A 25,352-nucleotide genomic window follows, 5' to 3' on the forward strand; every position below is an offset into this window, starting at 1 on the left:
GCGGGGACGACGGCCCCGCTCAGGGCAGCTCGATCAACATCGCGTCCATCACCTTCGGCCCGTCGGCGCGGCCGCCGCCGATGGTGTGTCCGCCGGCCTGCGGCGCCAGCGCGCGGTAGCCGCCGTCGTAGTCCCAGGTGGTGAGGTACAGGCGCGCGCCCGACAGCGAAGCCGGCCGGCCGATCGCCTCGGCCGGCAGCGACAGGCGCAGCCTCCCCTGCCCGCGGTCCACGTCCAGGCGTGCCGCCACCGGTGCGGGGGTGCCCTCGTGGCTGGCGCCCGCGCCTTCGCTCGAGAACAGGGCGTTGCTCCAGCCGCCGGCGCGCAGCCGGTAGTGCCAGCGCATGCCGTCCGGCAGTGCGTCGTTCTGCATCGGCATCGCGCTGGCGCCGCCGTCGCGCCCGGGCAGCTCCAGGAAGGCGGTGACCAGCAGGTGGTCGAAGCCGTTGGGCGGGTTCCAGTCGGCGACCAGGTCGCGCAGCTGCAGGTCGATCCGCAGGGAACCGCCGGAGGCGGCCACCTCGGCGCCGAGCAGGTCCAGGGTGTGCCGGCCCTGCCAGCTGGCTTCGCGCGGATACACGTAGCGGCCGTCGGGGCCGCGGTCGTCGCCGGCCGGATCGGCGACCCGCGCCAGCACCTGCCATTGCCGTTCGACCCGGAACCGTGCCGGCGCCGAGGCTTGGCCCGCGTCCGCCGACCAGGCCACCAAGGCGTGCTCCAGTGCCGGATCGACCAGGCTGGCGGTATCGACCGAGGCCTGCCAGCGGCCGTCGGCGGCCACCGCCACCTCCTGCGCCGCGGCGATGTCGCCATCCAGCACCAGCGACAGCCGCGCCAGTCCCGGCGCGCGGCCCGAGACCTGCAGTTCGCCCGGCACCCGCTCCGGCACCGGGTCGAGCACGATCCGGCCCGCCGACGCCTTCGATGCGGAACGCGGCGAAGTCCCGGCCGTGCCCGCCTCCGCCATCCACACCAGGCCCGCGCGCGGCGGCAGCACCAGTCCGATCCGGCCCTGCCCGTCCACCTCCAGCACCGGCGCCTGGCCGTCGATCGCGAATGCGGGCGCCAGCCGGGTGCCCGGCGCCAGCCCCGTGTCCAGCCCGGCCATCAGCGCTGGCCGGTCGGAAGAGTTGAACGCCACCAGCGCCTGGCGGCCTTCGTGGTCGATCCGCCAGGCCAGCGCGCCGGCGGTCGCGGTGTTGGTGGCCAGCACCGTCGGCACCCCGCGCGAGAACAGCAGGTCGCCGCGGCGCAGGCCGATGGCCTTCTGCAGGTAACGGTACAACGGCGCATCGGCATCGAAATGGTCGCGGCCGCCGCTGCCGTGGCCGCCGGCGAACATCGCCTGGCGCTGGGCGGCGAAGCCCTGCTCGGTGCCGTAGTAGATGGTCGGGATGCCCGGCAGGGTCATGATCGCCAGCAGCGCCTGCTTCAACCCGGCCTCGCTGCCGCCGGCCAGGAACCGGTCCAGGTCGTGGTTGTCGACGAAGGTCGGCATCAGGTGCGGGCGGGCGTGGATCGCCATCATGCTCTCGATCCGGTGGCCCAGCTCGGCGGTGGGATGGCCGCGCCCGAACACGTCGCCCAGGGTGCCGTACAGCGGGAAGTTGATCATCGCCGGCAGCCGTTCCTCGCCGGCATCGCCGCGGACGTAGCGCTCGATCTTGCGCGCGCCTGCGTCGGCGTACCCGCGGTCGATGGCGAAGCCCTCGCCGAACACATGGAACGCGGGCCGCCCGGCGCGGCGCGCGGCCTCGGCGATGCCCGGCGCCTGCGGATCGCGGGCGTGCATGAAGTCGGCGAAGTAGTCCTCCGGCACGTAGAACGCGGTATCGACCCGGAATGCGTCCACTCCAACCTTGCCGATCCAGTCGCCGTAGGCCCGGCGCAGGGCGCGGCGCACCTCGGGGTTCTCGGTGTTGAGGTCGTCCAGGCCGGCCAGCTGGAAATCGGTCTCCTGGCGGCGCTGGCCGAAGTCGGCGATGTCCGGGGTCCAGTGGTAGACCGCGGCGTCGCGATCGCGGCGCGAGCGGGCGTCGTTGCGGTCGAACGGCGGCTGCACCGGCGCGCGCCGGCCGCGGCTGTCCGCGGTGCGGTGGAAGCCGCGCGCAGGCGCACCGGCGCGCCATTCCCCGGCGCGGTACTGGAAGTAGTCGCCGGTGTGGTTGACCACGATGTCCTGGACCAGCTGCATGCCGCAGGCGTGCAGGGCGTCGGCCAGGGCGCGGTAATCGTCCAGGCTGCCGTAGTGCGCATCCACCTCCGAGAAGTCCTCGGCCCAGTAGCCGTGGTAGCCGCCGTAGCCGACCCGCGGGTTCCACCACTGGTTGGCCACCGGCGGGGTGATCCACAGCGCGCTCGCGCCCAGGCCGCGCAGGTAGTCCAGCCGGTTTCGCAGGCCGCGCAGGTCGCCGCCGCTCCAGCGCGCGTTGTCGGCCGGATCGTACTCGTCCGCGCCCTGGTCGTTGTTGGAGGGATCGCCGTCGTCGAAGCGGTCGATCATCGCGAAGTAAATCACCTGGTCGCGCCAGTCCGGCGCGGTGGATGCGGCCTGCTGCCCGGCGCAGGCCGATGGCGTGGCCTGCGCGATGAGCGGCGCGGCCGCGAGTGCGGCGATGCAGCATGCGCGGATCGCTCCGCGGGCTCCCGTCGTTGCCATTCCCCCTCCCTTTCGCCGTGCGGCCGCGGCTGCGGCCTTCGCGTGGCGGCCGGAGTATTCCATCGCCGCGAGCCGCGATCAGTGCCGGAAGATGCGCGGATGCGATGAATACGTATGCAGGTCGATTGCCGCGGCGGAGGCCACGACTACCATAGCCCCCGCGCCGGAACGCCGGCACTCCAACCGGTCCTCCGTATGTCCGAATCTCCCTGGTGGCGCGGTGCCGTCATCTACCAGATCTACCCGCGCAGCTTCCTGGACGCCAGCGGCGACGGCGTCGGCGACCTGCCCGGGATCATCGACCGCCTCGACTACGTCGCCAGCCTGGGCGTGGACGCGATCTGGATCTCGCCGTTCTTCAAGTCGCCGATGGCCGACTTCGGCTACGACATCGCCGACTACCGCCAGGTGGATCCGCTGTTCGGCTCGCTGGAGGATTTCGACCGGCTGCTGGCCAAGGCCCACGGCCTGGGCATCCGGGTGATGATCGACCAGGTGCTCAGCCACACCTCGACCGAGCACGAGTGGTTCCGCCAGAGCCGGCTGAGCCGCGACAACCCCAAGGCCGACTGGTACGTGTGGGCCGACCCGGCGCAGGACGGCACCGCGCCCAACAACTGGATGTCGCTGTTCGGCGGCGTGGCCTGGCAGTGGGAGCCGCGGCGCGAGCAGTACTACCTGCACAACTTCCTGACCTCGCAGCCGGATCTGAACTTCCACAACCCGGAGGTCCAGGCCGCGGTCCTGGACAACGTCGAGTTCTGGCTGGCGCGCGGGGTCGACGGCCTGCGCCTGGACGCGATCAACTTCTGCTTCCACGACCCGCAGCTGCGCGACAACCCGCCCAAGCCGAAGGAGATGCGCACCGGCCGCGGCTTCAGCCCGGACAACCCCTACGCCTACCAGTACCACTGGTACAACAACACCCGGCCCGAGAACATCCCGTTCCTCGAGGACCTGCGCGCCCTGCTGGACCGCTACCCGGGCACGGCGGCGCTGGGCGAGATCTCCTCGGAGGACTCGCTGGCCACCACCGCCGAGTACACCTCCGGCCAGCGCCTGCACATGGGCTACAGCTTCGAGCTGCTGGTGGACGACTTCAGCGTCGATTACATCCGCGGCACGGTCTCGCGCCTGGAGGCGGCGATGACCGAGGGCTGGCCGTGCTGGGCGGTGTCCAACCACGACGTGCAGCGCGCGGTGACCCGCTGGGGCGGGCAGGATCCCTCGCCGGCGCTGGCGAAGATGCTGGTGGCGATGGTCTGCTCGCTGCGCGGCTCGGTCTGCCTCTACCAGGGCGAGGAACTGGGCCTGCCGGAGGCCGAGGTGCCGTTCGAGGCGCTGCAGGACCCCTACGGCATCACCTTCTGGCCCAACTTCAAGGGCCGCGACGGCTGCCGCACGCCGATGCCGTGGACCGGCGCGGCCGATGCCGGCTTCAGCGCCGCCGCGCCCTGGCTGCCGGTACCCGAGGCCCATCGCGCGCTGGCGGTGGAGCGGCAGGAGGCCGACCCGGGCTCGGTGCTCAACGCCTTCCGCGCCTTCATGCGCTGGCGCAAGGCGCAGCCGGCGCTGGTGCAGGGCTCGATCGCGTTCCTGGCCACCGGCGAGCCGGTGCTGGCATTCGTCCGCGAGCACGCCGGGCAGAGGCTGCTGGCCGCGTTCAACCTGTCCGCCGCGCCGGCGTCGCTGGCGCTGCCGGAAGGCGCCTGGACGGTACTGGACGGGCACGGACTCGGCGCGCCGGCGGTGGCCGGCGACCAGACCACGCTGCCGGCCTACGGGGTGCTGTTCGCCGCAGCCGGCTGACGCGCCGCGCCCGCGGGCGGCTCACGCCCCCGTGCGTGCGCCGCCGTTGACCTGCAGCACCTGGCCGGTGACGAAGCTGGCGTCCTCGCTGGCCAGGAAGACGTAGGCCGGCGCCACTTCCGCCGGCTGCCCGGGCCGTTGCATCAGGGTGTCGCTGCCGAACTCGGCCACCTGCTTCGGGGTGAACGAAGCCGGGATCAGCGGCGTCCACACCGGCCCAGGGGCTACGGCATTGACCCGGATCCCGCGCTCGGCCAGCGACTGCGCCAGGGAGAAGGTCATCGCGTGGATCGCGCCCTTGGTCGCCGCGTAGTCCAGCAGGGTGGCGTGGCCGCGCACCCCGGTGATCGAACCGGTGTTGACGATGCAGCCGCCCGGCTCCAGGTGCGGCAGGGCCGCGTCGACCAGGTGGAAGTACGAGAACAGGTTGTTGGCGAAGGTGTCGCGCAGGCGCGCCGGGGTCAGTTCCTCCGCGTCCTCGACCGGGTACTGGCGGGCGTGGTTGTTGACCAGCACGTCCAGCCGCCCGAACCGCTTCACCACCCGCTCGACCAGCTGCCGGCAGCGCGCCGGCGCGCGCAGGTCGGTCCGCACCGACAGGCACTGGCCGCCCGCGGCCTCGACCATCGCCACCGTGCGCGCCGCGTCCTCGGCTTCGCGCGGCGACAGCCAGGCGATCGCCACCTGCGCGCCCTCCAGGGCGAAGTGCACCGCCACCGCCTGGCCGATGCCGCTGTCGCCCCCGGTGACCAGCGCGACCTTGCCCTGCAGGCGGCCGCTGCCGCGGTAGCCGGCACGCACCACCACCGGCTCGGGCCGCATCTTCGACTGCACGCCCGGTTGCCGCCGCTGCCTCTGCGGCGGGTTGATCTTCTTCTTCGCCTTGCCGGCCATGGCCGTCTCCTCTTCAGCGCGATCCTCCGGGAGCCCCAGCCTGGGACCGGGCGTGTCGCCGCGCCGTGGCGGCTTCGCGAAGGCGACGTCCATGGCGCGGCCTTCGCGGCGGATTCACCGCCGGCGCGCGAGCGTGGACGCCACCACCCCCAACCACCGGAACCCCGGCATGCCGTCCATGTCGCCCGTCCCTGCGCCGCCGCGCAGCGTGTTCACCGCCGACGCCTGCGCCTGTCCCCGCGATGTCCATGAACGCGCCAGCCAGGCCTGGGCGGCGCGGCGCCTGGCCACCCTGCTGGGCTGGGAGTTCGCCGGCGCGCACGATCCGCGCAGTCCGTCACCGCAGCCCGGACGCGCCTACTTCGTTCCGGACGAGACCCTGACCACGGCCCAGGCCGACGCGCTGGGCATCGCCGGCGAGGACGACCTGTTCGGCGGGGTGGTCCCGCACGCCTTCGTCGCCAGCAAGGTGGTCACCCATGCCCTGCCCGGTCCCGGCTCGGCCGCGCCTGAAGGCTGGGCTCACGCCCTGGGCGCCCACCTGGCAGGAACGGTGCTGCCGGGCTTCAGCGTGTTCGATCCGGACGAGGTCGAGGCCGCCGGGCTGCGCCTGCTGGCGCTCGGCGGCCAGGTCCGGCTCAAGCCGGCGCAGGCGCGCGGCGGCGGCGGCCAGCAGCTGGTCGCCGATCCGCAGGCCCTGCGCGAGGCCGCCGCCGCGCTCGATCCCGACTCCATCCGCCGCTACGGCCTGGTGCTGGAACAGCACCTCGACCAGGCCGACACCGTCAGCGTCGGCGAGATCCGGGTCGCCGGGCTGCGCCTGGCCTACCTCGGCCGCCAGCGCCAGATCCGCGACCGCCAGGGCGAGGAGGTCTACGGCGGTTCCAGCCTGCGGGTGGTGCGCGGCGGCCTGGAGGCCCTGCAGGACCACGCCCGCGACGCCACCGAACGCACGGCCCTGCGCCAGGTGCTGGCCTACGACGCGGCGGTGCAGGCGGCCTATCCGGGCTTCTACGCCTCGCGCCGCAATTACGACGTGGTCGCCGGGCTGGATCCGGCCGGACGCTGGCGCTGCGGAGTGCTCGAGCAGTCCTGGCGCCTGGGCGGCGCCTCGCCGGCCGAACTGGCGGCGCTGGAGGTGTTCCTCGCCGGCGACGACGGCCAGCCCCTGGACGTGTCCTGCCACGAGTCGCACGATCCGGAGCAGGCGCCGCCGCCGGGCGCGCAGGTGCACTTCCACGATCCGGCCGCCGTGCGCGGGCCGGTGCTGAAGTACGCCCTGGTCGACCCCGTTCCCGTCCTGTCATAGAACCGTTCATGGATGTCCGTCTCGATCCCGTGGAAATCGCCGTCGACCGCGACCAGGTCAGCGGCACCGTGCTCTCCCCCGCCGCCGCCTTGCCGGGCGTGCTGTTCGCGCACGGCTGGGGCGGCAGCCAGGAGCATGACCTGGGCCGCGCCCGCCAGGCCGCCGGCATCGGCTGCGTCTGCCTGACCTTCGACCTGCGCGGCCACGAAGCCACCGCCGCGCAGTGGGAAACCGTGAGCCGGCCGCAGAACCTGGCCGACCTGGTGGCGGCCTACGACTGGCTGGCCAGCCGCGGCAACGTCGACCCGGGCGCGATCGCCGTGGTCGGGATCAGCTACGGCGGCTACCTGGCCAGCCTGCTGACCGCCCTGCGCCCGGTGCGCTGGCTGGCCCTGCGCTCGCCGGCGCTCTACAAGGACGAAGGCTGGGACCTGCCCAAGCGCCGGCTGCACGCCGACCCGGACCTGCCCGCGTTCCGCCGCCGCCCGGTGGCCTGGGAGGAGAACCGCGCCCTGCGCGCCTGCCAGGCCTTCGCCGGCGACGTCCTGCTGGTCGAGGCCGAGCACGACGAGACCGTGCCGCACGCGGTGATCGAGAACTATGCCGCCGCCTTCTCCGGCGCCGCCTCGTTGACCAAGCGGCGGATCGCCGGCGCCGACCACGCCTTCTCCCAGAAGCCGCACCAGAAGGCCTATACCGACGTGCTGGTCGGCTGGCTGACCGAGATGATCCGCGCCGCGCGCGAGCACGAGGCCGGGCAGAAGGTGGCCGAACGCAAGCGCGCCCGCCACGGCGGCGGGACCCTCGACCCGGCCTGACCGGGCCGGCTCGATCGGCCGGCGCCCCCCGCCACGACCGCCTGGAAGGTGTTTCCCGCGATTTTTCCCTGTTTTCCCCTTGGCGCCGGCCCCGGCATGGCCTACATTCGCGTTGCCGACCACGTCGGTTCCCACATCATCCAATCGAACGGAACAGGAAAGTTATGGCGAAGACCACCAAGAAGCCGGCCGCCAAGAAGGCCGCGCCGAAAGCCGCGAAGAAGGCCGTGACCAAGGCCGCCGCGCCGAAGAAGGCCGCCCCCGCCCTCAAGGAAGTGCTGGGCAAGTCCGCGCTGATCAAGCACCTGGCCGAAACCAGTGGCGTGGTCGCCAAGGACGTCAAGGCCGTTCTGGCCGCCGTCGAGGACGCCGTCTCCGGCGCGATCAGCAAGAAGGGCGCGGGCAGCTTCACCCTGCCGGGCCTGTTCAAGGTCAGCGCGGTCAAGGTGCCGGCCAAGCCGAAGCGCAAGGGCGTCAACCCGTTCACCAAGGAAGAGCAGTGGTTCGCCGCCAAGCCGGCTTCGGTCAAGGTCAAGGTGCGTCCGCTGAAGAAGCTCAAGGACGCCGCGGCCTGATACCGGCGCGACTCCAGGGTTTCCGGAAGGGGCGGCAGCGATGCCGCCTTTTCTTTTTGGGTCTTTTCTCAACTAAGGGATGCGTCGTCTTACCCCCGGAAAGCGGCGAGGCGGGAAGTGGAGTCGCGGCGGTGCGGCACGATGCCTGCTGCCGCTCATGTCCCCCGGCTGCGGCCTGCGGCCGCAGCCTCCTCCTTTACTTCCCGTCAGCAGGCATCGCACCACACCGCTTCACGGTCATCGGCCGCCGGTTTTGTAGGAGCCGGTCTTGCCGGCGACCGCCATGGCGGAAACGCCTGCGTGAAACCGGTTGTCAATGATCCGTCCGCCTCCACGGTCGCCGGCAAGACCGGCTCCTACAGGAAGTAAAGGCCCAACGGGCCGGGACCGGGGGACATGAGCGGCAGCAGGCTGCGCGCCAAAGCGCCGCAGCGCTGCATCCGGATGCTTCCCCCAGTTGGGCGAAGAGCCTTCTTCCTGCATATACGCCGCCCGTGGATCCTCGCCGGATGCAGCCGTCTCCCGCCTCGTCCGCCCCGCGCTCGCCGGCCACGCGGCTGGTCCGCTGGCTCTGGCGCCTGCTGCTGCTCGCCGCGCTGCTGCTGTTCGCCGCCTGGGCCTGGCGGCAACCCTGGCTGGACTACCCGCGCACGCTATGGGAGCTGTCGCGGATGCCGCCGCCGTCCTCGCTGCCGGTTCCGGTGCAGGGCGTGCGTGCGCGCCAGATCGCCGACACCTTCGGCGCCCCGCGCGGCCAGGACCGTCGCCACGAGGGCGTGGACATCTTCGCCGCGCGCGGCACGCCCGTGCGCAGCGCCACCCGTGGCATCGTCCTGGCCGTGCGCGAGCGCGGCCTGGGCGGGCGCCAGGTCTGGGTGCTGGGCCCGGCGCGCGAGCGCCACTATTACGCCCACCTGGACGAATGGACGCCTGGGCTGGCCACCGGCCAGGTGGTCGAGGCCGGCACCCCGCTGGGCACCGTCGGCGACACCGGCAACGCGCGTGGCACCCCGCCGCACCTGCATTACGGCATCTATGGCGGCGAGGGCGCCCTGGATCCCTTGCCGCGGATGCGCACCGCGCACTGAACGGCCTGCGCGGCGCGGTGGAACGGACCATCGTGGCCGCGGGCCTCGTCCCCGGCGGCGCGCGTGCCTATCTTGGCCGCATCCCCCATCGCGGAACCGTTCCATGGCTTCCTCTCCCCAACGCTACCGGGTCACGGTTACCCCGGTCGAACACGGCGGCCTGCCCTGCCCGGGCCGCTGCAGCATCGAATTCGAGCAGCCCTGCGGCGAGGACTGGATGCGCCTGGTCGAAGGCACCCAGCGCCTGCCCGGCCTGGCCGGCGACGAACGCACCGCCCTGGTGATTGGCGCGCGTCTGCTCGACGGCATCGCCCGCCGCCATCCCGAGCTGGCCGACGATCCCCTGCGCGAGCTGCGCGCACCGCTGGCGCGCCTGCTGGAACGCCTGCAGCCGCCGCGCCCGGTCTGAGTAAGGCGCGGCCGCCGGCGGTATCCTGCGGCGACCGCGACTTCCTCCGGACGGACCAATGCGCAAGGGATTGCTGGCACTGCTCGTACTGGCCGTCCTGGCCGTGGCCTGGCGCGGCTGCCGCAACGAACCGGACACCGCCTCCGAGGGCGCCGCGGCAACGACGGCTCCGCCGCACGCCAGCGAAGTGCAGGACCCGCCGGCCGCGGCCGACCCTGCCGCCGCCACCCGCCGCACCGCCAGCGATGCGGCCACCCATGCCGCCTCCTCCCTGCATGCCTACCTCGGCGCGCTGCCCGGCAAGGACACCGCGCGCGCCGACGCCTGGTGGGCCGGCGGCGATCCGGGCACGCCGCCCGGGGACGCGCTGCTGCGCGGCATCGACGGGCTGCGCAGCCTGCGCATCCAGACCTATACGCCACTGCCGCTGGACCGGGAATCGCCGCCGCGCGCGTTCGAGATCCCGGTCAACCTGCGGCTGGTCCTGGACGGCGGTCGCACGCCCAGGGTGGAAGGCCACTACCGCCTGCGCGCCCGCGTCGACGGCCAGGGCTGGGAGATCACCTCGGCCGAACTGCAGCCGCAGCTGGACTGACGCCGGTCCGGGCTGCACCGGCCGTTCAGCCCGGACCGGGATCATGGCCATGACCCGCACAGGCATGTCGCCATGACCGCTTCCCCACTGCACCGCCTCACGTCGACCGTCATCCTGCTGGCCGGACTGCTGCTGCTCGCCGCCGCTCCGATCGCGCGCGCTGCCGGCGTCCAGGTCGAGGGCCGCCGCCTCAGCGTCGGTGCGGCCGACATGCAGTCCTTCATCGAGACCCGGTTCCCGCTGCGCTATGCGCCGCTGGGCCCCTTGCTGGCGCTGGACGTGAGCCGGCCGCGGCTGTCGCTGCCGCCCGGCCCGCGCCTGCGGCTGATGCTGGACCTGGCGGTGGCCACCGGCGGTGCGCCGGTGCCGCTGGGCACCGCGGAACTGAGCAGCGCCTTGCGCTACGACCCGGCCGGCCAGGCCTTCCACCTCGACCAGCCGAGGATCGAGCGCTTTCTGCCGGCGAGCGGCCAGGGCCGGCTCGACGAAAGCGGGCGCGGCCTGCTCAACGCCTGGCTGGCCGACTACGCACGGACCGAGCCGGTGTACCGGATAGATCCGGCGCTGGCGGCGATGTTCGGCGGCCTGCAGGTACAGGATGTGGCTATTGCCGACGGCCGCCTGGCGGTGACCTTCGACCGCGACCTGGGCGCGATCGCGCCGGCGGTCACCGGCGAGTGACCGCCGGCTGGCGCCGCCGCGCGGCGCTCAGCGCTTGGGCTGCAGCATCGTCCCGGTGCACTTGGGCGAGCCGCATAGGCAGGCCCAGATCTTCTTCAGCCGCGGGGTGTGCCGTTCGGCCAGGACGATGCCGTAGTTGTAGGTCAGCTCCTCGCCGGGGGCGATGTCGCGCACGGACTCGATGAACACCCGGTCCTTGCGCCGGTCGTCGCCTTCGGCCTCGGCGATCACCGCCTCGCAGTTGGGGTCGCAGCTGTGGTTGATCCAGCGCGCGTCGTTGCCTTCGTAGTTGGCGTCGACCACCCACTCGTCGTTGAGGGTGAACAGGAAGGTGTGGCCGCTCTCGACGTCGCCGGAGGTGTCGTTGTCGACCTGGTCGTGGCTGCGGCGGCGGCCCTTGTATTCGATGACGCGCTCGCCCTTGCGGATCGGCGCCACGGCGAACACGCCATTGCCGTGGATGGGCGACTTGCGGGCGACGATCTTGCGGGGCATGCGCGTTCCGGGGGCGGGGGACGGAGGCGATTCTCGCCGATGCCGCCCGCCGGCACCAACCGCCGGCTCCTCTTAATGCAGGAGCCGGCTCGCCGGCGACGGCAGAACGGCAGCTGAAAACGCCGGGTTGGCCCGGCCGGCGCGAAAGCGTACAATTTCGGTACGTTTTAAGACCCCCACGTCCCGCCATGCTCCGCGTCACCAAGCTGACCGATTACGCCACCGTGGTCCTGACCGTGCTCGCCGCGCGCCAGGGCCAGGTGCTGAGCGCCGCCGAGCTGGCCGAGCATTCCGGGCTGGAGCAGCCCACCGTCAGCAAGCTGCTCAAGCCGCTGGCCCAGGCTGGCCTGGTCGAGGGCCTGCGCGGCGTCCACGGCGGCTACCGGCTCAGCCGCGACGCAACCGAGATCAGCCTGATCGAGATCGTCGAGGCGATGGAAGGCCCGCTGGCGATGACCGAATGCAGCCAGCACGAGAGCCAGTGCGGCATCGCCCACCAGTGCGGCGTACGCGCCAACTGGCGGCTGATCAACGACGTGGTCGCCGACGCCCTGCGCGGCGTGACCCTGGAGCAGATGCTCCACCCCCCCACCTCCCCCACCACGCGCCGGCGCGAGATCGCCGTGCGCGTCGCCAGCTGAACGAGTAGGCAGCCCCATGGCCACCGAAATCGACACTCTTCCCGCCACCGCCGAAGCGCCGCCGCAGAACGCCGAGATCCTCGAGCGCCTGGGCCGCCGCTACGAGGCCGGCTTCGTCACCCAGATCGAGTCCGACTCCCTGCCCCCGGGCCTGGACGAGGACACGATCCGCGCCCTGTCGGCGAAGAAGGAGGAGCCGGAGTGGATGACCCAGTGGCGGCTGGACGCCTACCGCCGCTGGCTGACCATGCCGGTCCCGCACTGGGCCAAGCTAAAGATCGCACCGATCGACTTCCAGGCCATCAGCTACTACTCCGCGCCCAAGGGCCCGAAGTACAAGTCGCTGGACGAGGTGCCGAAGGAACTGCTGGATACCTATGACAAGCTCGGCGTACCCCTGCACGAGCGCGCCAAGCTGGCCGGGGTGGCGGTGGACGCGGTGTTCGACTCGGTCTCCGTCGGCACCACGTTCCGGAAGGAGCTGGCCGAGAAGGGCATCGTGTTCTGCTCGATGTCCGAGGCCATCCGCGAGCATCCGGAACTGGTGAAGAAGTACCTGGGCAGCGTGGTCCCGCATGGCGACAACTACTTCGCCGCGCTGAACTCGGCGGTGTTCTCCGACGGCAGCTTCGTGTTCATCCCCCGGGGCGTGCGCTGTCCGATGGAGCTGAGCACCTACTTCCGGATCAACGCCGGCCACACCGGCCAGTTCGAGCGCACCCTGATCGTGGCCGAGGAAGGCGCCTACGTCTCCTACCTGGAAGGCTGCACCGCGCCGATGCGCGACGAGAACCAGCTGCACGCGGCGGTGGTCGAGCTGGTGGTGCTGGACGACGCCGAGATCAAGTACTCGACCGTGCAGAACTGGTACCCGGGCGACGAGGAAGGGCGCGGCGGCATCTACAACTTCGTCACCAAGCGCGCCGAATGCCGCGGCGCGCGCAGCAAGGTCACCTGGACCCAGGTCGAGACCGGCTCGGCGATCACCTGGAAGTACCCGTCCTGCGTGCTACTGGGCGACGACTCGGTGGGCGAGTTCCACTCGGTGGCGCTGACCCACCACCGCCAGCAGGCCGACACCGGCACCAAAATGATCCACGTCGGCAAGCGCACCAAGTCCAAGATCGTGTCCAAGGGCATCAGCGCCGGGCGCGGCCAGAACACCTACCGCGGCCTGGTCAAGGTCGACCGCAATGCCGACGGCGCGCGCAACTACACCCAGTGCGACAGCCTGCTGATCGGCAAGCAGTGCGGCGCCCACACCTTCCCCTACATCGAGGTGCGCAACCCCGGCGCCACCGTCGAGCACGAGGCCACCACCTCCAAGATCAGCGACGACCAGCTGTTCTACTGCCGCTCGCGAGGCCTCGGCCAGGAGGACGCGGTCTCGCTGATCGTCGACGGCTTCTGCAAGCAGGTCTTCCGCGAGCTGCCGATGGAGTTCGCGGTGGAGGCCAAGAAGCTGCTGGAAGTGTCGCTGGAAGGCAGCGTCGGCTGACGCCTTAGTTCCTTCTCCCTCCGGGAGAAGGTGCCCCGAAGGGGCGGATGAGGGTTCGGAGCGGCCGCGGCGTCCGGACCGTCGCAATGCCCCCGGCCCTCTCCCCAACCCCTCTCCCATCGGAGAGGGGCTCAAGAACCGAATGGAACCAACATGCTGAAGATCGAAAACCTCCACGCCAGCGTCGCCGGCAAGGAAATCCTCAAGGGCCTCTCCCTGCAGGTGAAGCCGGGCGAAGTGCACGCCATCATGGGCCCCAACGGCGCCGGCAAGTCCACACTGGGCAACATCCTGGCCGGGCGCGACGGCTACGAGGTCGGCGCAGGCAGCGTCGAGTTCGACGGCAAGCCCCTGCTGGAACTGGAGCCGGAGGAGCGCGCCGCCGAAGGCCTGTTCCTGGCCTTCCAGTACCCGGTCGAGATCCCCGGGGTGAACAACACCTACTTCCTGCGCAGCGCGCTCAACGCCCAGCGCAAGGCGCGCGGCCAGGCCGAGCTGGACTCGATGCAGTTCCTCAAGCTGGTGCGCGAGAAGCTGGCGGTGCTGCACCTGAAGGACGAACTTTTGCACCGCGGCGTCAACGAGGGTTTCTCCGGCGGCGAGAAGAAGCGCAACGAGATCTTCCAGCTGGCGGTGCTCGAGCCGAAGCTGGCGATCCTCGACGAGACCGACTCGGGCCTGGACATCGACGCGCTCAAGACCGTGGCCGACGGCGTCAATGCCCTGCGCAACGGCGAGCGCTCGTTCCTGGTGATCACCCACTACCAGCGCCTGCTCGACTACATCAAGCCCGACGTGGTCCACGTCCTGGCCGAGGGCCGGATCGTCCAGACCGGCGGCCCCGAACTGGCGCTGGAGCTGGAGAAGCACGGCTACGCTTGGCTCAAGGACCGGGTGGCGCCGGAGGCGGTCTGATGGGCGCCCTGCTCGATTCCTTCCGCGAGGCTTTTGGCGAGTCCCTCGCAACGGCCCGCACCTCCATGTGCGGACCTTCCAACGAACTGCTGCCCGCGCGCCAGGCCGCCCTGGACGCCCTGCTCGCCGACGGCCTGCCCGGCCCGCGCGAGGAGGCGTGGAAATACACCTCCCTGCGCGCGCTGGAGCGCCGCGCCTTCGCCCCGGCCGACGCGGCGCCGCCGGCGTTCGATCCCGCTTTGCTGGCCGGCATCCCCGCCCCGCGCCTGGTGTTCGCCAACGGCCGCTTCGATCCCGGCCAGAGCGACCTGTCCGGCCTGCCCGCCGGCGCCAGCGTCGAGGCCCTGTCGCAGGTCCTGGCCAGCGGCGAGCCGCGCGACGCCAACTTCCTCGCCCGCCGCTACGAGCGCCGCGACGAGGTCTTCGCCCGCGCCAACGCCGCCCTGGCCGAGGACGGCGCGGTGGTCCGGATCGACGCCGGCGTCCGGGTCGAAGCGCCCCTGCACCTGGTCTTCGTCGGCGTGCCGCAGGCCGGCGACCGCGCCTGGCACCTGCGCCACTTCATCGACCTGCGCAACGACGCCGCGCTGGACATCGTCGAGCACCAGCTGTCCGCCGGCGACCACGCCCACCTGGCCAACGAGGTGCTGCACCTGCACGCCGGCCAGCGCGCACGGGTGCGCCACGCCCGGGTGCAGCACGACGCCGCCCGCGCCACCCGCTTCGCCCGCACCGACGCGGTGCTGGCGCGCGAAGCGCAGTACCGGCGCTTCGACCTGGAACTGGGCGCGGCGCTGAGCCGGCACGAGCTCAACGTGCGCCTGGAAGGCGATGGCGCCGTGCTTACCGCCAACGGCGTGCTGCTCGGCGATGGCCGCCGCCACGTCGACACCCGCCTGGGAATCGAGCACATCGGCCGCAACACCGCCTGCGAGCTGCTCTGGCGCGGGATCGCCGACGGCCGCAGCAAGGTCGTGTTCCACGGCGGAATCGACATCCGCGCCGGCGCCGACGGCACCGACGCGGCGTTGTCGAACAAGAACCTGCTGCTGTCGGCCGAGGCCGAGATCGACACCCAGCCGGTGCTGGTGATCGACGCCGACGAGGTCAAGGCCGCGCACGGCGCCACCGTCGGCCAGCTCGATGCCAACGCCCTGTTCTACCTGCGCTCGCGCGGCCTGCCCGAGGCGCAGGCACGGCGCCTGCTGACCGTGGCCTTCTGTCGCGAGCCGCTGCTGGCGCTCGGCGACGAGGGCGGCGAGGACGGCCTGCGCCAGCTGCTGCTGGCGCGCCTGGACGCGGCGCTGGCGGCCGCGCTCGGCGCAGGGGACGGCGCATGAGCACGCCGGTCCCGGCCGCCGTCCACGACGCCGCCCTGCCCAGCCACGAGGGCGGGGTCGACTGGGCCCGCGTGCGCGCCGACTTCCCCTTGCTGATGCGCGAGGTCCACGGCAAGCCGCTGGTCTACTTCGACAACGCCAACACCGGGCAGAAGCCCTTGCCGGTGATCGCCTCGCAGGACGCGTTCTACCGCCGCCAGAACGCCAACGTCAGCCGCGCCGTGCACGCGCTCGGCACCGAGGCCACCGAGGCCTACGAGGGCGCGCGCGGCAAGCTGGCGCGCTTCCTGGGCGTGCGCGCCGACGAACTGGTGCTGTGCAGCGGCACCACCTTCGCGATCAACCTGGTCGCCTACTCCTGGGCCCTGCCGCGGCTCAAGGCCGGCGACGTCATCCTGGTCTCGCGGATGGAGCACCACGCCAACATCGTGCCTTGGCAGCTGGTCGCCCAGCGCACCGGGGCTACGGTCAGGGTCGCCGAGATCCTGGCCGACGGCAGCCTCGACCTGGACGCGCTGTACCGGGCCATGACCGCCGAGGTGAAGCTGCTGGCCCTGGCCCACGTCTCCAACGTGCTCGGCACCGTCAACCCGGTGCGCGAGATCTGCCGCGAGGCCCGCCGCCGCGGCATCGTCACCGTGGTCGACGGCTCCCAGGCCGCGCCGCACATGAAGCTGGACGTGGCCGCGATCGGCTGCGACTTCTACGCGCTCACCGGCCACAAGATGTGCGCGCCGACCGGCACCGGCGCCCTGTGGGCGCGGCGCGAGCACCTGCTGGCGATGCCGCCGTTCATCGGCGGCGGCGAGATGATCAAGGAGGTCAGCTTCGACGGCACGGTGTTCAACGACCCGCCGCACAAGTTCGAGGCCGGCACCCCGAACATCGCCGGCTTCGTCGGCCTGGGCGCAGCGGTCGATTACCTCGAGTCGGTCGGCATGGACGCGATCGCCGCGCGCGAGGCCGAACTGCTGGCCCACGCCACCGAGGCCCTGCAGGCCATCCCCGGCCTGCGCATCTTCGGCACCGCCCCGCACAAGGCCGCGGTGATCTCGTTCCTGGTCGAGGGCGCCCATGCCCACGACCTGGCCACCCTGCTCGACCTCGAAGGCGTGGCCGTGCGTTCGGGCCAGCACTGCGCCCACCCCCTGCTGCAGTTCTTCGGTGTTGCCGCGACCCTGCGCGCCTCGCTGGCCTTCTACAACACCCACGAGGAGATCGAGCGCTTCGCCGCGGCGCTCGACAAGACCCGACGCCTGCTCCAGTAGGGACACTAGAATCGCGCCATGGATCCGCTCGCTTTCCGCCACGCCAATCCCGCCGACATCCCCGCCCTGGTCGACCTGGTCACCTCCGCCTACCGCGGCGACGCCAGCCGCGCCGGCTGGACCACCGAAGCCGACCTGCTCGACGGCCAGCGCATCGATCCGCAGGTCCTGGCGGCCGACATCGCCCGCCCGCGCAGCGTGGTCCTGCTGGCCGAGCGCGACGGCGCCCTGCTGGCCTGCGCCCACGTCGCCGAGGAGGACGGCGCCGGCTACTTCGGCATGTTCGCCGTGCGCCCGGAGCTGCAGGGCGGCGGCGTCGGCAAGGCGATGCTCGCGCAGGCCGAGCGCATCGCCGGCGAGGACTGGAGCCTGGCGACGATGCGCATGACCGTGATCGACGTGCGCGACAGCCTGATCGCCTTCTACCAGCGCCGCGGCTACGTCCGCACCGGCATCCTCAAGCCCTTCCCCTACGGCGACGAGCGCTTCGGCATCCCGCTGCGCGACGACCTGCGCTTCGAGGTGCTGGAAAAGGACCTGGGCGCGGAGCGGGCCGCATGAGCGCGCAGGCCTGGACCTTCGTCTGCGCCAGCGGCGAGCTTTTGCCCGGCGAGATGCGCCCGGTGTTCGACGAGGTCACCGGTACCCCGATCCTGGTGGTCAACCTGGACGGCGAGCTGTACGCGCTGGAGGACCGCTGCAGCCACGAGGACTTCGAACTGTCCTCCGGCGTGGTCGATCCGGCCGAGGGCAGCGTCGAGTGCGTCCTGCACGGCGCCCGCTTCGACCTCCGCGACGGCCGCGCCCTGTGCGCCCCGGCCTACTCGCCGGTGCCCAAGTTCCCGGTCAAGCTCGAGCACGGCGGGATCTGGACCCGCGACGACCGCGGCTGAGCCGGTTCCGGCAACGCGGGTGGATGCGCCCACGGTTGCAAATAGGAATCCATCTCATTAACATCGGCGCCCCGCCCGTCGAGCCCGTGCCGCCGGTCAACGTCGTTGGAAACCGCCCCGTCCCGCGCCTGCCCGCCGCCTCGCAGCCGGATCGCCTTCGCGATCGCCTGGCTCGCGGGGCTGTTCCTGTTCGGGCTGCTGGCCTGGACGGAGCCGGGCCGCCAAGCGACAGCCCACGACGCGCCCGTCGCCGCCACGGCCGGTACGGACGGCCATCGCTCCTGTCCCGTCGCTACCAGTCCGCTTTCCGCCGCCGCGCGCGTCTGCCTGCCCTGCAGCGGCGCGTGCGAAAGCGAAGACCCCTGCCTGCCGCCGCCGGTAGTTGCAGCACACCCTGAAGCCGGCCACCCCGCGCGCACCGCACCTGCGCCGTCCTTAGCCGGCAGCCGTCCGCCACGCCATCGCGGCCAGGGTCCTCCCGCCGTCTGACGCGCCTGTCGATGCGCGCGCAACAGCACGCGCATTCGTCCTTCGCCCTCCGCTCCGTTCCCTTCCGGGACGGCTGCCGCCGCGCCTGCGCCGCCGCTTCGGGCCGCTCTTCCTCCACCACCCACCCGCGAAACCACCCATGACCCACATCAGGACCCGCAAATACGCGCCTGCCGCGCTGCGCACCCAGCCCAGCCTGGCCACCGCCACCCTGCTCACCGGCCTGGCCCTGGCCGGGCCGGTCGCCGCCGCCGACGCGGTCGACGCCGCCGAAACCCGCGCCGGCAACGCCACCACCCTGGACGGCCTGGAGGTCAAGGGCGTGCACGGCTATAAGGCCGAGCGCGTGGCCTCGCCCAAGTTCACCCAACCGCTGCAGGACACCCCGCAGACCATCCAGGTCATCACCGGCGACCTGTTCAACCAGCAGGGCGCGACCACCCTGACCGAGGCTTTGCGCAACAGCGCCGGGGTCGGCACCTTCTATGCCGGCGAGAACGGCAACACCAGTACCGGCGATACCGTCTACATGCGCGGCTTCGACAGCTCCGGCAGCATCTATGTCGACGGCGTGCGCGACCTGGGTTCGATCTCGCGCGACGTGTTCAACACCGAGCAGGTCGAAGTGGTGAAGGGCCCGGCCGGCACCGACAATGGCCGCAGCGCGCCGACCGGCGCGATCAACATGGTCAGCAAGCAGGCCAACCTGCACGACGCCGTCTCCGCCGTGGTTTCGGCGGGCAGCGATGGCCAGCAGCGCGCCACCGCGGACTGGAACCAGACCCTGGGCGCCACCGCCGCAGTGCGCGTGAACGCCTTGTGGCAGGACAGCGACGTGGCCGGCCGCGACCACGTCAACAACAGCCGCTGGGGCTTGGCCCCGTCGTTCGGCTTCGGCCTGGGCACCGACACCCGCTACCATCTGAACCTGCTCTACATCGAGCAGGACAACGTGCCGGACGGCTTCGTGCCGACCCTCGGCCTGCCGGGCTGGACCCCGCAGCCGGGCCTGGAACAGCTGGCCGACCACCCGGTCGATCCGGAGAACTTCTACGGTACCCGCTACGACCACGACGACGTCACCGCGCAGCAGGCCACCTTCCGCTTCGAGCACGACTTCTCCGAAGCGCTGAAGCTGAGCAACATCGCCCGCTGGGGCAAGACCGAACAGGACTACCTGCTGACCGCGTTCATGTCCACCGGCGGCAACAGCGGCAACCCGATGGCCGGCAACATCAAGTGGACCGACATCGACGACCTGTCCACCTACACCCTCAATCGCAGCAACCTGACCTACAAGGACCAGGAAAACACCATCCTCACCGACCAGCTCAACCTGCGCGCCGACTTCGCCACTGGCCAGGTCCGGCACAACCTGAGCACCGGCCTGGAATTCACCCGCGAGCAGCAGAAGTCCTGGGGCCTGGCCGGCACCACCGGCGCCGGCTGGACGCCCGCCAACCTGTACGACCCGGACTGGAACGCCACCGGCCTGACCACCCGCCTTACCGGCGCCTACACCGACGGCAGGACCACCACCTCGTCGCTGTACCTGTTCGACACGCTCGCGTTCGGCGAGGCCTTCCTGCTCACCGCCGGCGTACGCGCCGACCACTACGAGACCGAGTACCGCAGCGCCTCGGTGTGCGGCGGCCGCGGCGGCCCGGCCTGCGGCAGCAGTCCGGCCGGCACCGTCATCGCCAGCCGGACCGTGGAGGACTCCGACACCCTGATCAACTGGAAGCTCGGCGCGGTCTACAAGGCCAACGAGGCCGTCAGCCTGTACGCCAACTACGCGCTCTCGCAGCAGCCGCCGGGCGGCAGCAACTTCCAGTTGAACGAGACCGCCGGCAACGCCAACAACATCAACATGGACCCGCAGGAGGCGCGCACCGCCGAGATCGGCTCCAAGTGGCGCCTGTTCGACGACGCGCTGGCGCTGGATGTGGCCCTGTTCCGCACCGAGGTGACCAACGAGATCACCGGCAACGCGGCCGAGGGCTACTACCAGAACGGCCAGAAGACCGTGGAAGGCGTGGAGATCTCCGTGGTCGGCCATCTCACCGACAACTGGTCGGTCTCGGCCGGCTACACCCACCAGAAGACCGAAGTGGACAAGGGCAGCCTGCTGACCGCCGACGGCAGCAACAACCTGACCTACACCCCCGAGGATGCGTTCACCAGCTGGACGACCTACCGCCTGCCGTTCGGCCTGACCGTGGGCGGCGGCGTGCGCTACTCCGGGCAGATGCACCGTGGAACCGACGGCGCGGTGGGCACTCCGGCGTTCACCAAGTCCTATACCGTCTGGGACGCGGTGGCCTCCTATCCGGTCAACGACCACCTCAGCCTGCGCCTGAACGCCTACAACGTGTTCGACAAGCAGTACGTGGCGGCGATCAACAAGAGCGGCTACCGCTACACTCCGGGCATGCCGCGCACCTGCCTGCTGAGCGCGGAACTGCGCTTCTGATCCACCGCCGGCCGGGGCCCGGGCCCCGGCCGGCTTTCGGAGCCGCCACGATGCTGCTGCACGTTCCCCAGGTACTCGACGCGCAGGAACTGGCCCGCGTCCGCCAGGCACTGGAAACGGCCGACTGGACCGACGGCCGCGAGACGGTCGGAGCCCAAGGCGCCCAGGTCAAGCGCAACCACCAGCTCGCCGATGCCTCGCCGCTGAAGGCCGAACTGGGCCGGGTGGTGCTGGCGGCGCTGGAACGCAATCCGCTCTATTTCGCCGCCGCGCTGCCGCTGCGCGTCCTGCCGCCGCGCTTCAACCGCTACACCGGCGGCGGCGAGTACGGCTTCCACGTGGACGGCGCGGTGATGATCAGCGGCAGCGGGCCGGAACGCCTGCAGGTACGCTCCGACGTCTCCTGCACCCTGTTCCTGTGCGAGCCGGACGAATACGACGGTGGCGAGCTGGTGATCAGCGACACCTACGGCGAACACGAAGTGAAGCTGCCGGCCGGCGACATGATCCTGTATCCGTCCAGCAGCCTGCACCGCGTGCTTCCGGTGACCCGCGGCGCGCGCCTGGCCTCGTTCTTCTGGGTGCAGAGCATGGTCCGCGACGACGGCCGCCGGCGCCTGCTGCTGGAGATGGACACGGCCATTGAATCCCTGCGCCAGAGCCAGGCCGACCCCAGCGCGGTACTGCAGCTGACCGGCGTCTACCACAACCTTCTGCGGCAATGGGCCGAGGTCTGACGTAAACCGTTCCCGTCTGGATATGATAAGCATTCCCATCTAAGATATGCGGCGACCGCCACCGGGCGGCGACCGGGGAACGCGTGATCCAACCCAACTCCAGCGCACGATGCGGCCTGCCGCTGCCCGTAAGGGCCGTGGCCGCGCGCGTCTTGCCGGCCGGCTGGATCGTGGCCCTGCTGCTGGCGCTGGCCTCGGTGCTGCTTCCGGTGGCCGCCCAGGCGGACGGGCATTGCGACCAGCTCCTCCTCGAACAAGAGGCTGTCGTCCTGCATGCGTCCCTGGACGTACCGGGTGACGGCCTCCCCGGCGACGAACTCCATCGCCAGGCGCCGGCGAAGAAGCGGCGTCCGGTCCCCCTGCTGATACCGGTCCTGGCGCCGGATGTGCAGGACGCCACCTGGGTCCTGCTGACGCAACCGGCCGGTGTCGATTCCGTGCGCTCCGTGCCTGCGCCGGCCGCCGAGCCGCCGCGCGCGCCCCGCTCCCATCCCGCTTCCCGCACCCCCGCGTGCGGCCGGCGTGCGCCCGCCCTGGACACGCGCAACGGCCAGCGCACCTCATCGCCTTGTCGAGCCTTCCCATGAACCGTCACCTCCGTCCTGCCCTCCTCCCCGCCGCCCTGGCTGCTACGCTCGCCTCCACCGCCATCCAGGCCCTTGCCGCCCCGGTCGCCAGCGGCGATCCGAATACCCTCGACACCGTGGTCGTCACCGCCGCCGGCTTCGAGCAGAAGCTCACCGACGCCCCGGCCAGCATCAGCGTCATCACCCGCGAAGACCTGGCCAAGCGCCCGTACATGACCCTGCTCGACGCGGTCCGCGACCTGGAAGGCGTGGACGTGGGCGAGACCCGCGACAAGACCGGCCAGGGCACCATCTCCATGCGCGGCATGGGCTCGGACTACACCCTGATCCTGGTCAACGGCCGCCGCCAGAACAACCACGGCGACATCTACCCGAACAACTTCGGCGGCAACCAGTTCAACCACATCCCGCCGCTGGACGCGATCGAGCGGATCGAGGTGATCCGCGGCCCGGCCTCGACCCTGTACGGCGCCGACGCGATGGGCGGCGTGATCAACGTCATCACCAAGAAGAACCTGGACAACTGGAGCGGCTCGCTCAGCCTGAGCCGCACGATCGAGACCGACGACCAGTTCGGCGACGACGCCACCGCGGACTTCTTCGTCACCGGCCCGCTGGTGAAGGGCCTGCTGAACCTTAGCGCGCGCGGCAGCTGGTACCAGCGCGACGCCTCCAACCCGGTGTACGCCCCGGTCACCGACCCGGCCGGCGTGACCCACACCCGCCCGCTGGGCTTCGGCGCCGGCGGCAAGACCGTGGACAACACCAACAAGGCCGCCGGCGCCAGCCTGGAGTGGATCCTGGCGCAGAACCAGAGCCTGACCTTCGACTACGACACCTCGAAGCAGGAATACGACAACGGCACCAAGATCAACGACGACGGCGAAGAGGAATACCCGGTCGGCACCGTCGACAGCCTCGCCAGCATCTGGGCGGCGGGCAACGCCTGCCTGGGCGCGGCCGGTGCCAACGCCAACGCCTGCCGCGCCAACGGCGGCACCTGGGGGCGCCGCGCCAATCCGCGGGTCGGCTACGGTCCGACCCAGGAGTTCACCCGCGAGGGCTGGTCGATCACCCACGACGGCAAGTGGGCGTTCGGCAACAGCCTGGTCTCGCTGGCCCACATCGCCACCAACAACGACGGCCGCACCCTGCCGTTCACCGTGGCCGAGCGCGAGCAGCTGCTGGCGATGTTCGACGGCACCGGCCAGTACGCCGGCATGAGCCTGGCCGATCGCCGTGCCCTGGCTGAATCGACCTTCCTGCCGCGCCCCAAGCGCACCCTGGAAAGCCGCCAGTACACCCTGGACGCCAAGCTCGACATTCCCTGGCAGGCGCGCGGCCGGCACACCTCGGTGCTGGGCACCCAGGTGATCCGCGGCGAACTGGAGGACGGCGTGTTCGGCATGGAGGCCGGCACCCCCAGCGCGATCCAGGAGCACAACATGTATTCGCTGTTCGCCGAGGACACCTGGTACGTGGTCGAGCCGCTGGCGGTCACCTACGGCCTGCGTTACGACGACCACGAGGTGTTCGGAAGCCAGGTCAGCCCGCGCCTGTACGGGGTGTGGACCCTGAGCGAACAGTGGACCGTCAAGGGCGGCGTCAGCACCGGCTTCAAGACTCCCAAGACCACCCAGCTGTACGACGGCATCACCGGCTTCGGCGGCCAGGGCACCACCCCGCTGTTCGGCAATCCGGACCTGCAGCCGGAGACCAGCACCAGCACCGAGCTGGCGGTGTACTGGCAGCATCCGGACGGGCACAACTTCAACGCCACCGTGTTCCGCAACGAATTCGACGACAAGCTCTCCACCGAGAGCTGCGGCGCCAACCTGGCGCTGGCCTGCCCCACCGGCGAATACGCCGAGCTCGGCTACGTCACCGGCAGCGTGCCGGTCAACATCGACGAGGCCGTGGTCCAGGGCGCCGAGCTGGCCGGCCGCTGGCAGGTCGCCGAGCGCTTCGGCCTGCGCGCCAACTACACCTACACCGACAGCGAACAGAAGAGCGGCACGTCCAAGGGCCTGCCGCTGGGCAACAGCGCCAAGCACATGGCCAACGCCACCCTGGACTGGCAGGCGACCGAGCGCTTCAACCTGTTCCTGAGCGCCGAGCTGCGTTCCAAGCGCTATCGCGGCGTGGATGCGACCACCCGCCAGCCGCTGTACTGGAAGGACTACGAGGTGTTCCACCTGGGCGCCTCGTACGAGCTGGCCGAATGGGTCACGGTCAACGCCCGCATCAACAACCTGCTGGACCGGGACTTCACCAGCTACCAGTACTCGTTCCTGGATGCCGGCGACGGCAGCTGGACCCTGTCGGCGCAGGACGACTACAACAACAAGGAGAAGGCCCGCAACGTCTGGGTCAGCGTGAACTTCAGCTTCTGACTTTCGCGCGCGCGTGGGCCGGGTGTGTCAACCGCCCGGCCGCGCATGCGTTTCCTCCCGGGAACCGGCCATCGATGAGAATCGTTCTCATCGATGGCCTATACTTGGCGACCCGACCGAACCCGTCCTTCCGTGCCCGCCACCGCCTCTCCCGACCCGGTCACCGCCCAGCGCCGTCGCGGCTTCTGGCTGCGCACGCTGCATCAGTGGCACTGGATCAGCTCGGCGGTGTGCCTGGTGGGGATGCTGCTGTTCGCCGCCACCGGCATCACCCTCAACCACGCCGCGAAGATCGAGGCCAGCCCGCAGGTCGACAACCGCGCCCTGGAGTTGCCCGCACCTTTGCTGGAGACGCTGGCCGGCGCCCCGGAAGAAGGCAACGCGCCGCTGCCGCCAGCCATCGCCACATGGCTGGACGATGCGCTCGACGTCCCCGTCGGCCGCCGCCCCGCCGAGTGGTCGCCGGAAGAGGCCTACCTGTCGATGCCCTCGCCCGGCGCCGATGCCTGGCTGAGCATCGACCGCGAGACCGGCGCGATCGAGTACGAGCGTACCGACCGCGGCTGGGTCTCCTACTTCAACGACCTGCACAAGGGCCGCAACGCGGGACCGGCCTGGGGCTGGTTCATCGACGTGTTCGCGATCGCCTGCCTGGTGTTCTGCATCACCGGCCTGTTCCTGCTGCACCTGCATGCGCGGCAAAGGCGCCTGACCTGGCCGCTGGTCGGCCTGGGCCTGGTGGTGCCGGTGCTGCTGGCCCTGCTCCTGATCCACTGACCCTCCACT

23 protein-coding genes are annotated in these 25,352 nt (G+C 71.2%); 20 read left to right on the forward strand and 3 right to left on the reverse strand.

The window, feature by feature from the left end:
- Positions 1-19: 19 nt before the first annotated feature.
- On the reverse strand, positions 20-2,659 hold the full coding sequence (locus tag CSC62_RS10725; RefSeq protein ID WP_162406176.1) for an alpha-amylase family glycosyl hydrolase: 2,640 nt from the start codon (positions 2,657-2,659) through the stop codon (positions 20-22).
- Positions 2,660-2,854: 195 nt separating this feature from the next.
- Here CSC62_RS10725 and CSC62_RS10730 point away from each other — a divergent pair, with 195 nt between their 5' ends.
- Entirely contained in the window at positions 2,855-4,468 is a 1,614-nt protein-coding gene (locus CSC62_RS10730; RefSeq protein ID WP_162406177.1) for an alpha-glucosidase family protein, read from the forward strand.
- A gap of 21 nt (positions 4,469-4,489) precedes the next feature.
- Here CSC62_RS10730 and CSC62_RS10735 read toward each other — a convergent pair whose 3' ends face one another.
- Entirely contained in the window at positions 4,490-5,362 is an 873-nt protein-coding gene (locus CSC62_RS10735) for an SDR family oxidoreductase (protein ID WP_162406178.1), read from the reverse strand.
- Positions 5,363-5,540: 178 nt separating this feature from the next.
- On the opposite strand from CSC62_RS10735, the gene CSC62_RS10740 reads away from it, so the two are divergent.
- From CSC62_RS10740 to CSC62_RS10770, 7 genes are all read left to right on the forward strand, one after another.
- The gene (locus CSC62_RS10740; protein ID WP_162406179.1) at positions 5,541-6,671 is read left to right on the forward strand and encodes a DUF3182 family protein; all 1,131 of its coding nucleotides are present in this window, start codon (positions 5,541-5,543) and stop codon (positions 6,669-6,671) included.
- Positions 6,672-6,679: 8 nt separating this feature from the next.
- Entirely contained in the window at positions 6,680-7,489 is an 810-nt protein-coding gene (locus tag CSC62_RS10745) for an alpha/beta hydrolase family protein (protein WP_162406180.1), read from the forward strand.
- Between the two features lie 164 nt (positions 7,490-7,653).
- Positions 7,654-8,064: an HU family DNA-binding protein gene (locus CSC62_RS10750; protein ID WP_162406181.1), complete on the forward strand. Its 411-nt coding sequence runs from the start codon at positions 7,654-7,656 to the stop codon at positions 8,062-8,064.
- Between the two features lie 509 nt (positions 8,065-8,573).
- Positions 8,574-9,152 (forward strand): M23 family metallopeptidase, encoded by a 579-nt coding sequence (locus tag CSC62_RS10755; protein ID WP_162406182.1) that lies wholly within the window; start codon positions 8,574-8,576, stop codon positions 9,150-9,152.
- A 103-nt stretch (positions 9,153-9,255) separates the two neighbouring features.
- Positions 9,256-9,561, forward strand: a complete 306-nt coding sequence (locus CSC62_RS10760) for a DUF3861 family protein (protein ID WP_162406183.1) — start codon at positions 9,256-9,258, stop codon at positions 9,559-9,561.
- Between the two features lie 58 nt (positions 9,562-9,619).
- Positions 9,620-10,156 carry a hypothetical protein gene (locus tag CSC62_RS17850; RefSeq protein WP_211368977.1) on the forward strand — a complete coding sequence of 179 codons (537 nt, stop codon included), beginning with the start codon at positions 9,620-9,622 and terminating at the stop codon, positions 10,154-10,156.
- A 72-nt stretch (positions 10,157-10,228) separates the two neighbouring features.
- On the forward strand, positions 10,229-10,837 hold the full coding sequence (locus CSC62_RS10770) for a YceB family lipoprotein (protein ID WP_162406184.1): 609 nt from the start codon (positions 10,229-10,231) through the stop codon (positions 10,835-10,837).
- Positions 10,838-10,864: 27 nt separating this feature from the next.
- Here CSC62_RS10770 and CSC62_RS10775 read toward each other — a convergent pair whose 3' ends face one another.
- Positions 10,865-11,332 carry an SET domain-containing protein gene (locus CSC62_RS10775; protein ID WP_162406185.1) on the reverse strand — a complete coding sequence of 156 codons (468 nt, stop codon included), beginning with the start codon at positions 11,330-11,332 and terminating at the stop codon, positions 10,865-10,867.
- Positions 11,333-11,520: 188 nt separating this feature from the next.
- Here CSC62_RS10775 and CSC62_RS10780 point away from each other — a divergent pair, with 188 nt between their 5' ends.
- The 12 genes from CSC62_RS10780 to CSC62_RS10835 all read left to right on the forward strand — a co-directional run bounded on the left by CSC62_RS10780 (position 11,521) and on the right by CSC62_RS10835 (position 25,343).
- Positions 11,521-11,973, forward strand: coding sequence for an SUF system Fe-S cluster assembly regulator (locus tag CSC62_RS10780; RefSeq protein ID WP_162406186.1), 453 nt, complete (start codon positions 11,521-11,523; stop codon positions 11,971-11,973).
- A gap of 16 nt (positions 11,974-11,989) precedes the next feature.
- The gene (sufB, locus tag CSC62_RS10785) at positions 11,990-13,471 is read left to right on the forward strand and encodes a Fe-S cluster assembly protein SufB (RefSeq protein WP_162406187.1); all 1,482 of its coding nucleotides are present in this window, start codon (positions 11,990-11,992) and stop codon (positions 13,469-13,471) included.
- A gap of 153 nt (positions 13,472-13,624) precedes the next feature.
- Positions 13,625-14,386, forward strand: a complete 762-nt coding sequence (sufC, locus tag CSC62_RS10790) for a Fe-S cluster assembly ATPase SufC (protein WP_162406188.1) — start codon at positions 13,625-13,627, stop codon at positions 14,384-14,386.
- Positions 14,386-15,726 carry a Fe-S cluster assembly protein SufD gene (gene sufD / locus CSC62_RS10795; RefSeq protein WP_162406189.1) on the forward strand — a complete coding sequence of 447 codons (1,341 nt, stop codon included), beginning with the start codon at positions 14,386-14,388 and terminating at the stop codon, positions 15,724-15,726. Before sufC ends, sufD begins: the two co-directional genes overlap by 1 nt.
- Positions 15,723-16,994, forward strand: a complete 1,272-nt coding sequence (locus CSC62_RS10800) for a cysteine desulfurase (protein WP_162406190.1) — start codon at positions 15,723-15,725, stop codon at positions 16,992-16,994. Before sufD ends, CSC62_RS10800 begins: the two co-directional genes overlap by 4 nt.
- Before the next feature lie 18 nt (positions 16,995-17,012).
- Complete coding sequence (locus CSC62_RS10805) at positions 17,013-17,555, forward strand: GNAT family N-acetyltransferase (RefSeq protein WP_162406191.1); 543 nt, start codon at positions 17,013-17,015, stop codon at positions 17,553-17,555.
- The gene (locus CSC62_RS10810; RefSeq protein WP_162406192.1) at positions 17,552-17,887 is read left to right on the forward strand and encodes a non-heme iron oxygenase ferredoxin subunit; all 336 of its coding nucleotides are present in this window, start codon (positions 17,552-17,554) and stop codon (positions 17,885-17,887) included. The genes CSC62_RS10805 and CSC62_RS10810 overlap by 4 nt, the downstream gene beginning before the upstream one ends.
- Positions 17,888-18,515: 628 nt before the next feature.
- The gene (locus CSC62_RS10815; RefSeq protein ID WP_162406193.1) at positions 18,516-20,849 is read left to right on the forward strand and encodes a catecholate siderophore receptor Fiu; all 2,334 of its coding nucleotides are present in this window, start codon (positions 18,516-18,518) and stop codon (positions 20,847-20,849) included.
- Between the two features lie 50 nt (positions 20,850-20,899).
- Positions 20,900-21,586 (forward strand): Fe2+-dependent dioxygenase, encoded by a 687-nt coding sequence (locus CSC62_RS10820; protein ID WP_162406194.1) that lies wholly within the window; start codon positions 20,900-20,902, stop codon positions 21,584-21,586.
- Between the two features lie 170 nt (positions 21,587-21,756).
- The gene (locus tag CSC62_RS10825; protein WP_162406195.1) at positions 21,757-22,173 is read left to right on the forward strand and encodes a hypothetical protein; all 417 of its coding nucleotides are present in this window, start codon (positions 21,757-21,759) and stop codon (positions 22,171-22,173) included.
- Complete coding sequence (locus tag CSC62_RS10830; protein WP_162406196.1) at positions 22,170-24,566, forward strand: TonB-dependent receptor domain-containing protein; 2,397 nt, start codon at positions 22,170-22,172, stop codon at positions 24,564-24,566. The genes CSC62_RS10825 and CSC62_RS10830 overlap by 4 nt, the downstream gene beginning before the upstream one ends.
- Positions 24,567-24,698: 132 nt before the next feature.
- Positions 24,699-25,343 carry a PepSY-associated TM helix domain-containing protein gene (locus CSC62_RS10835; protein WP_425502017.1) on the forward strand — a complete coding sequence of 215 codons (645 nt, stop codon included), beginning with the start codon at positions 24,699-24,701 and terminating at the stop codon, positions 25,341-25,343.
- The last annotated feature ends 9 nt before the right edge of the window (positions 25,344-25,352 follow it).

Origin of the sequence: Pseudoxanthomonas jiangsuensis, assembly GCF_010093185.1 — a bacterium.
Lineage (GTDB): Bacteria > Pseudomonadota > Gammaproteobacteria > Xanthomonadales > Xanthomonadaceae > Pseudoxanthomonas > Pseudoxanthomonas jiangsuensis.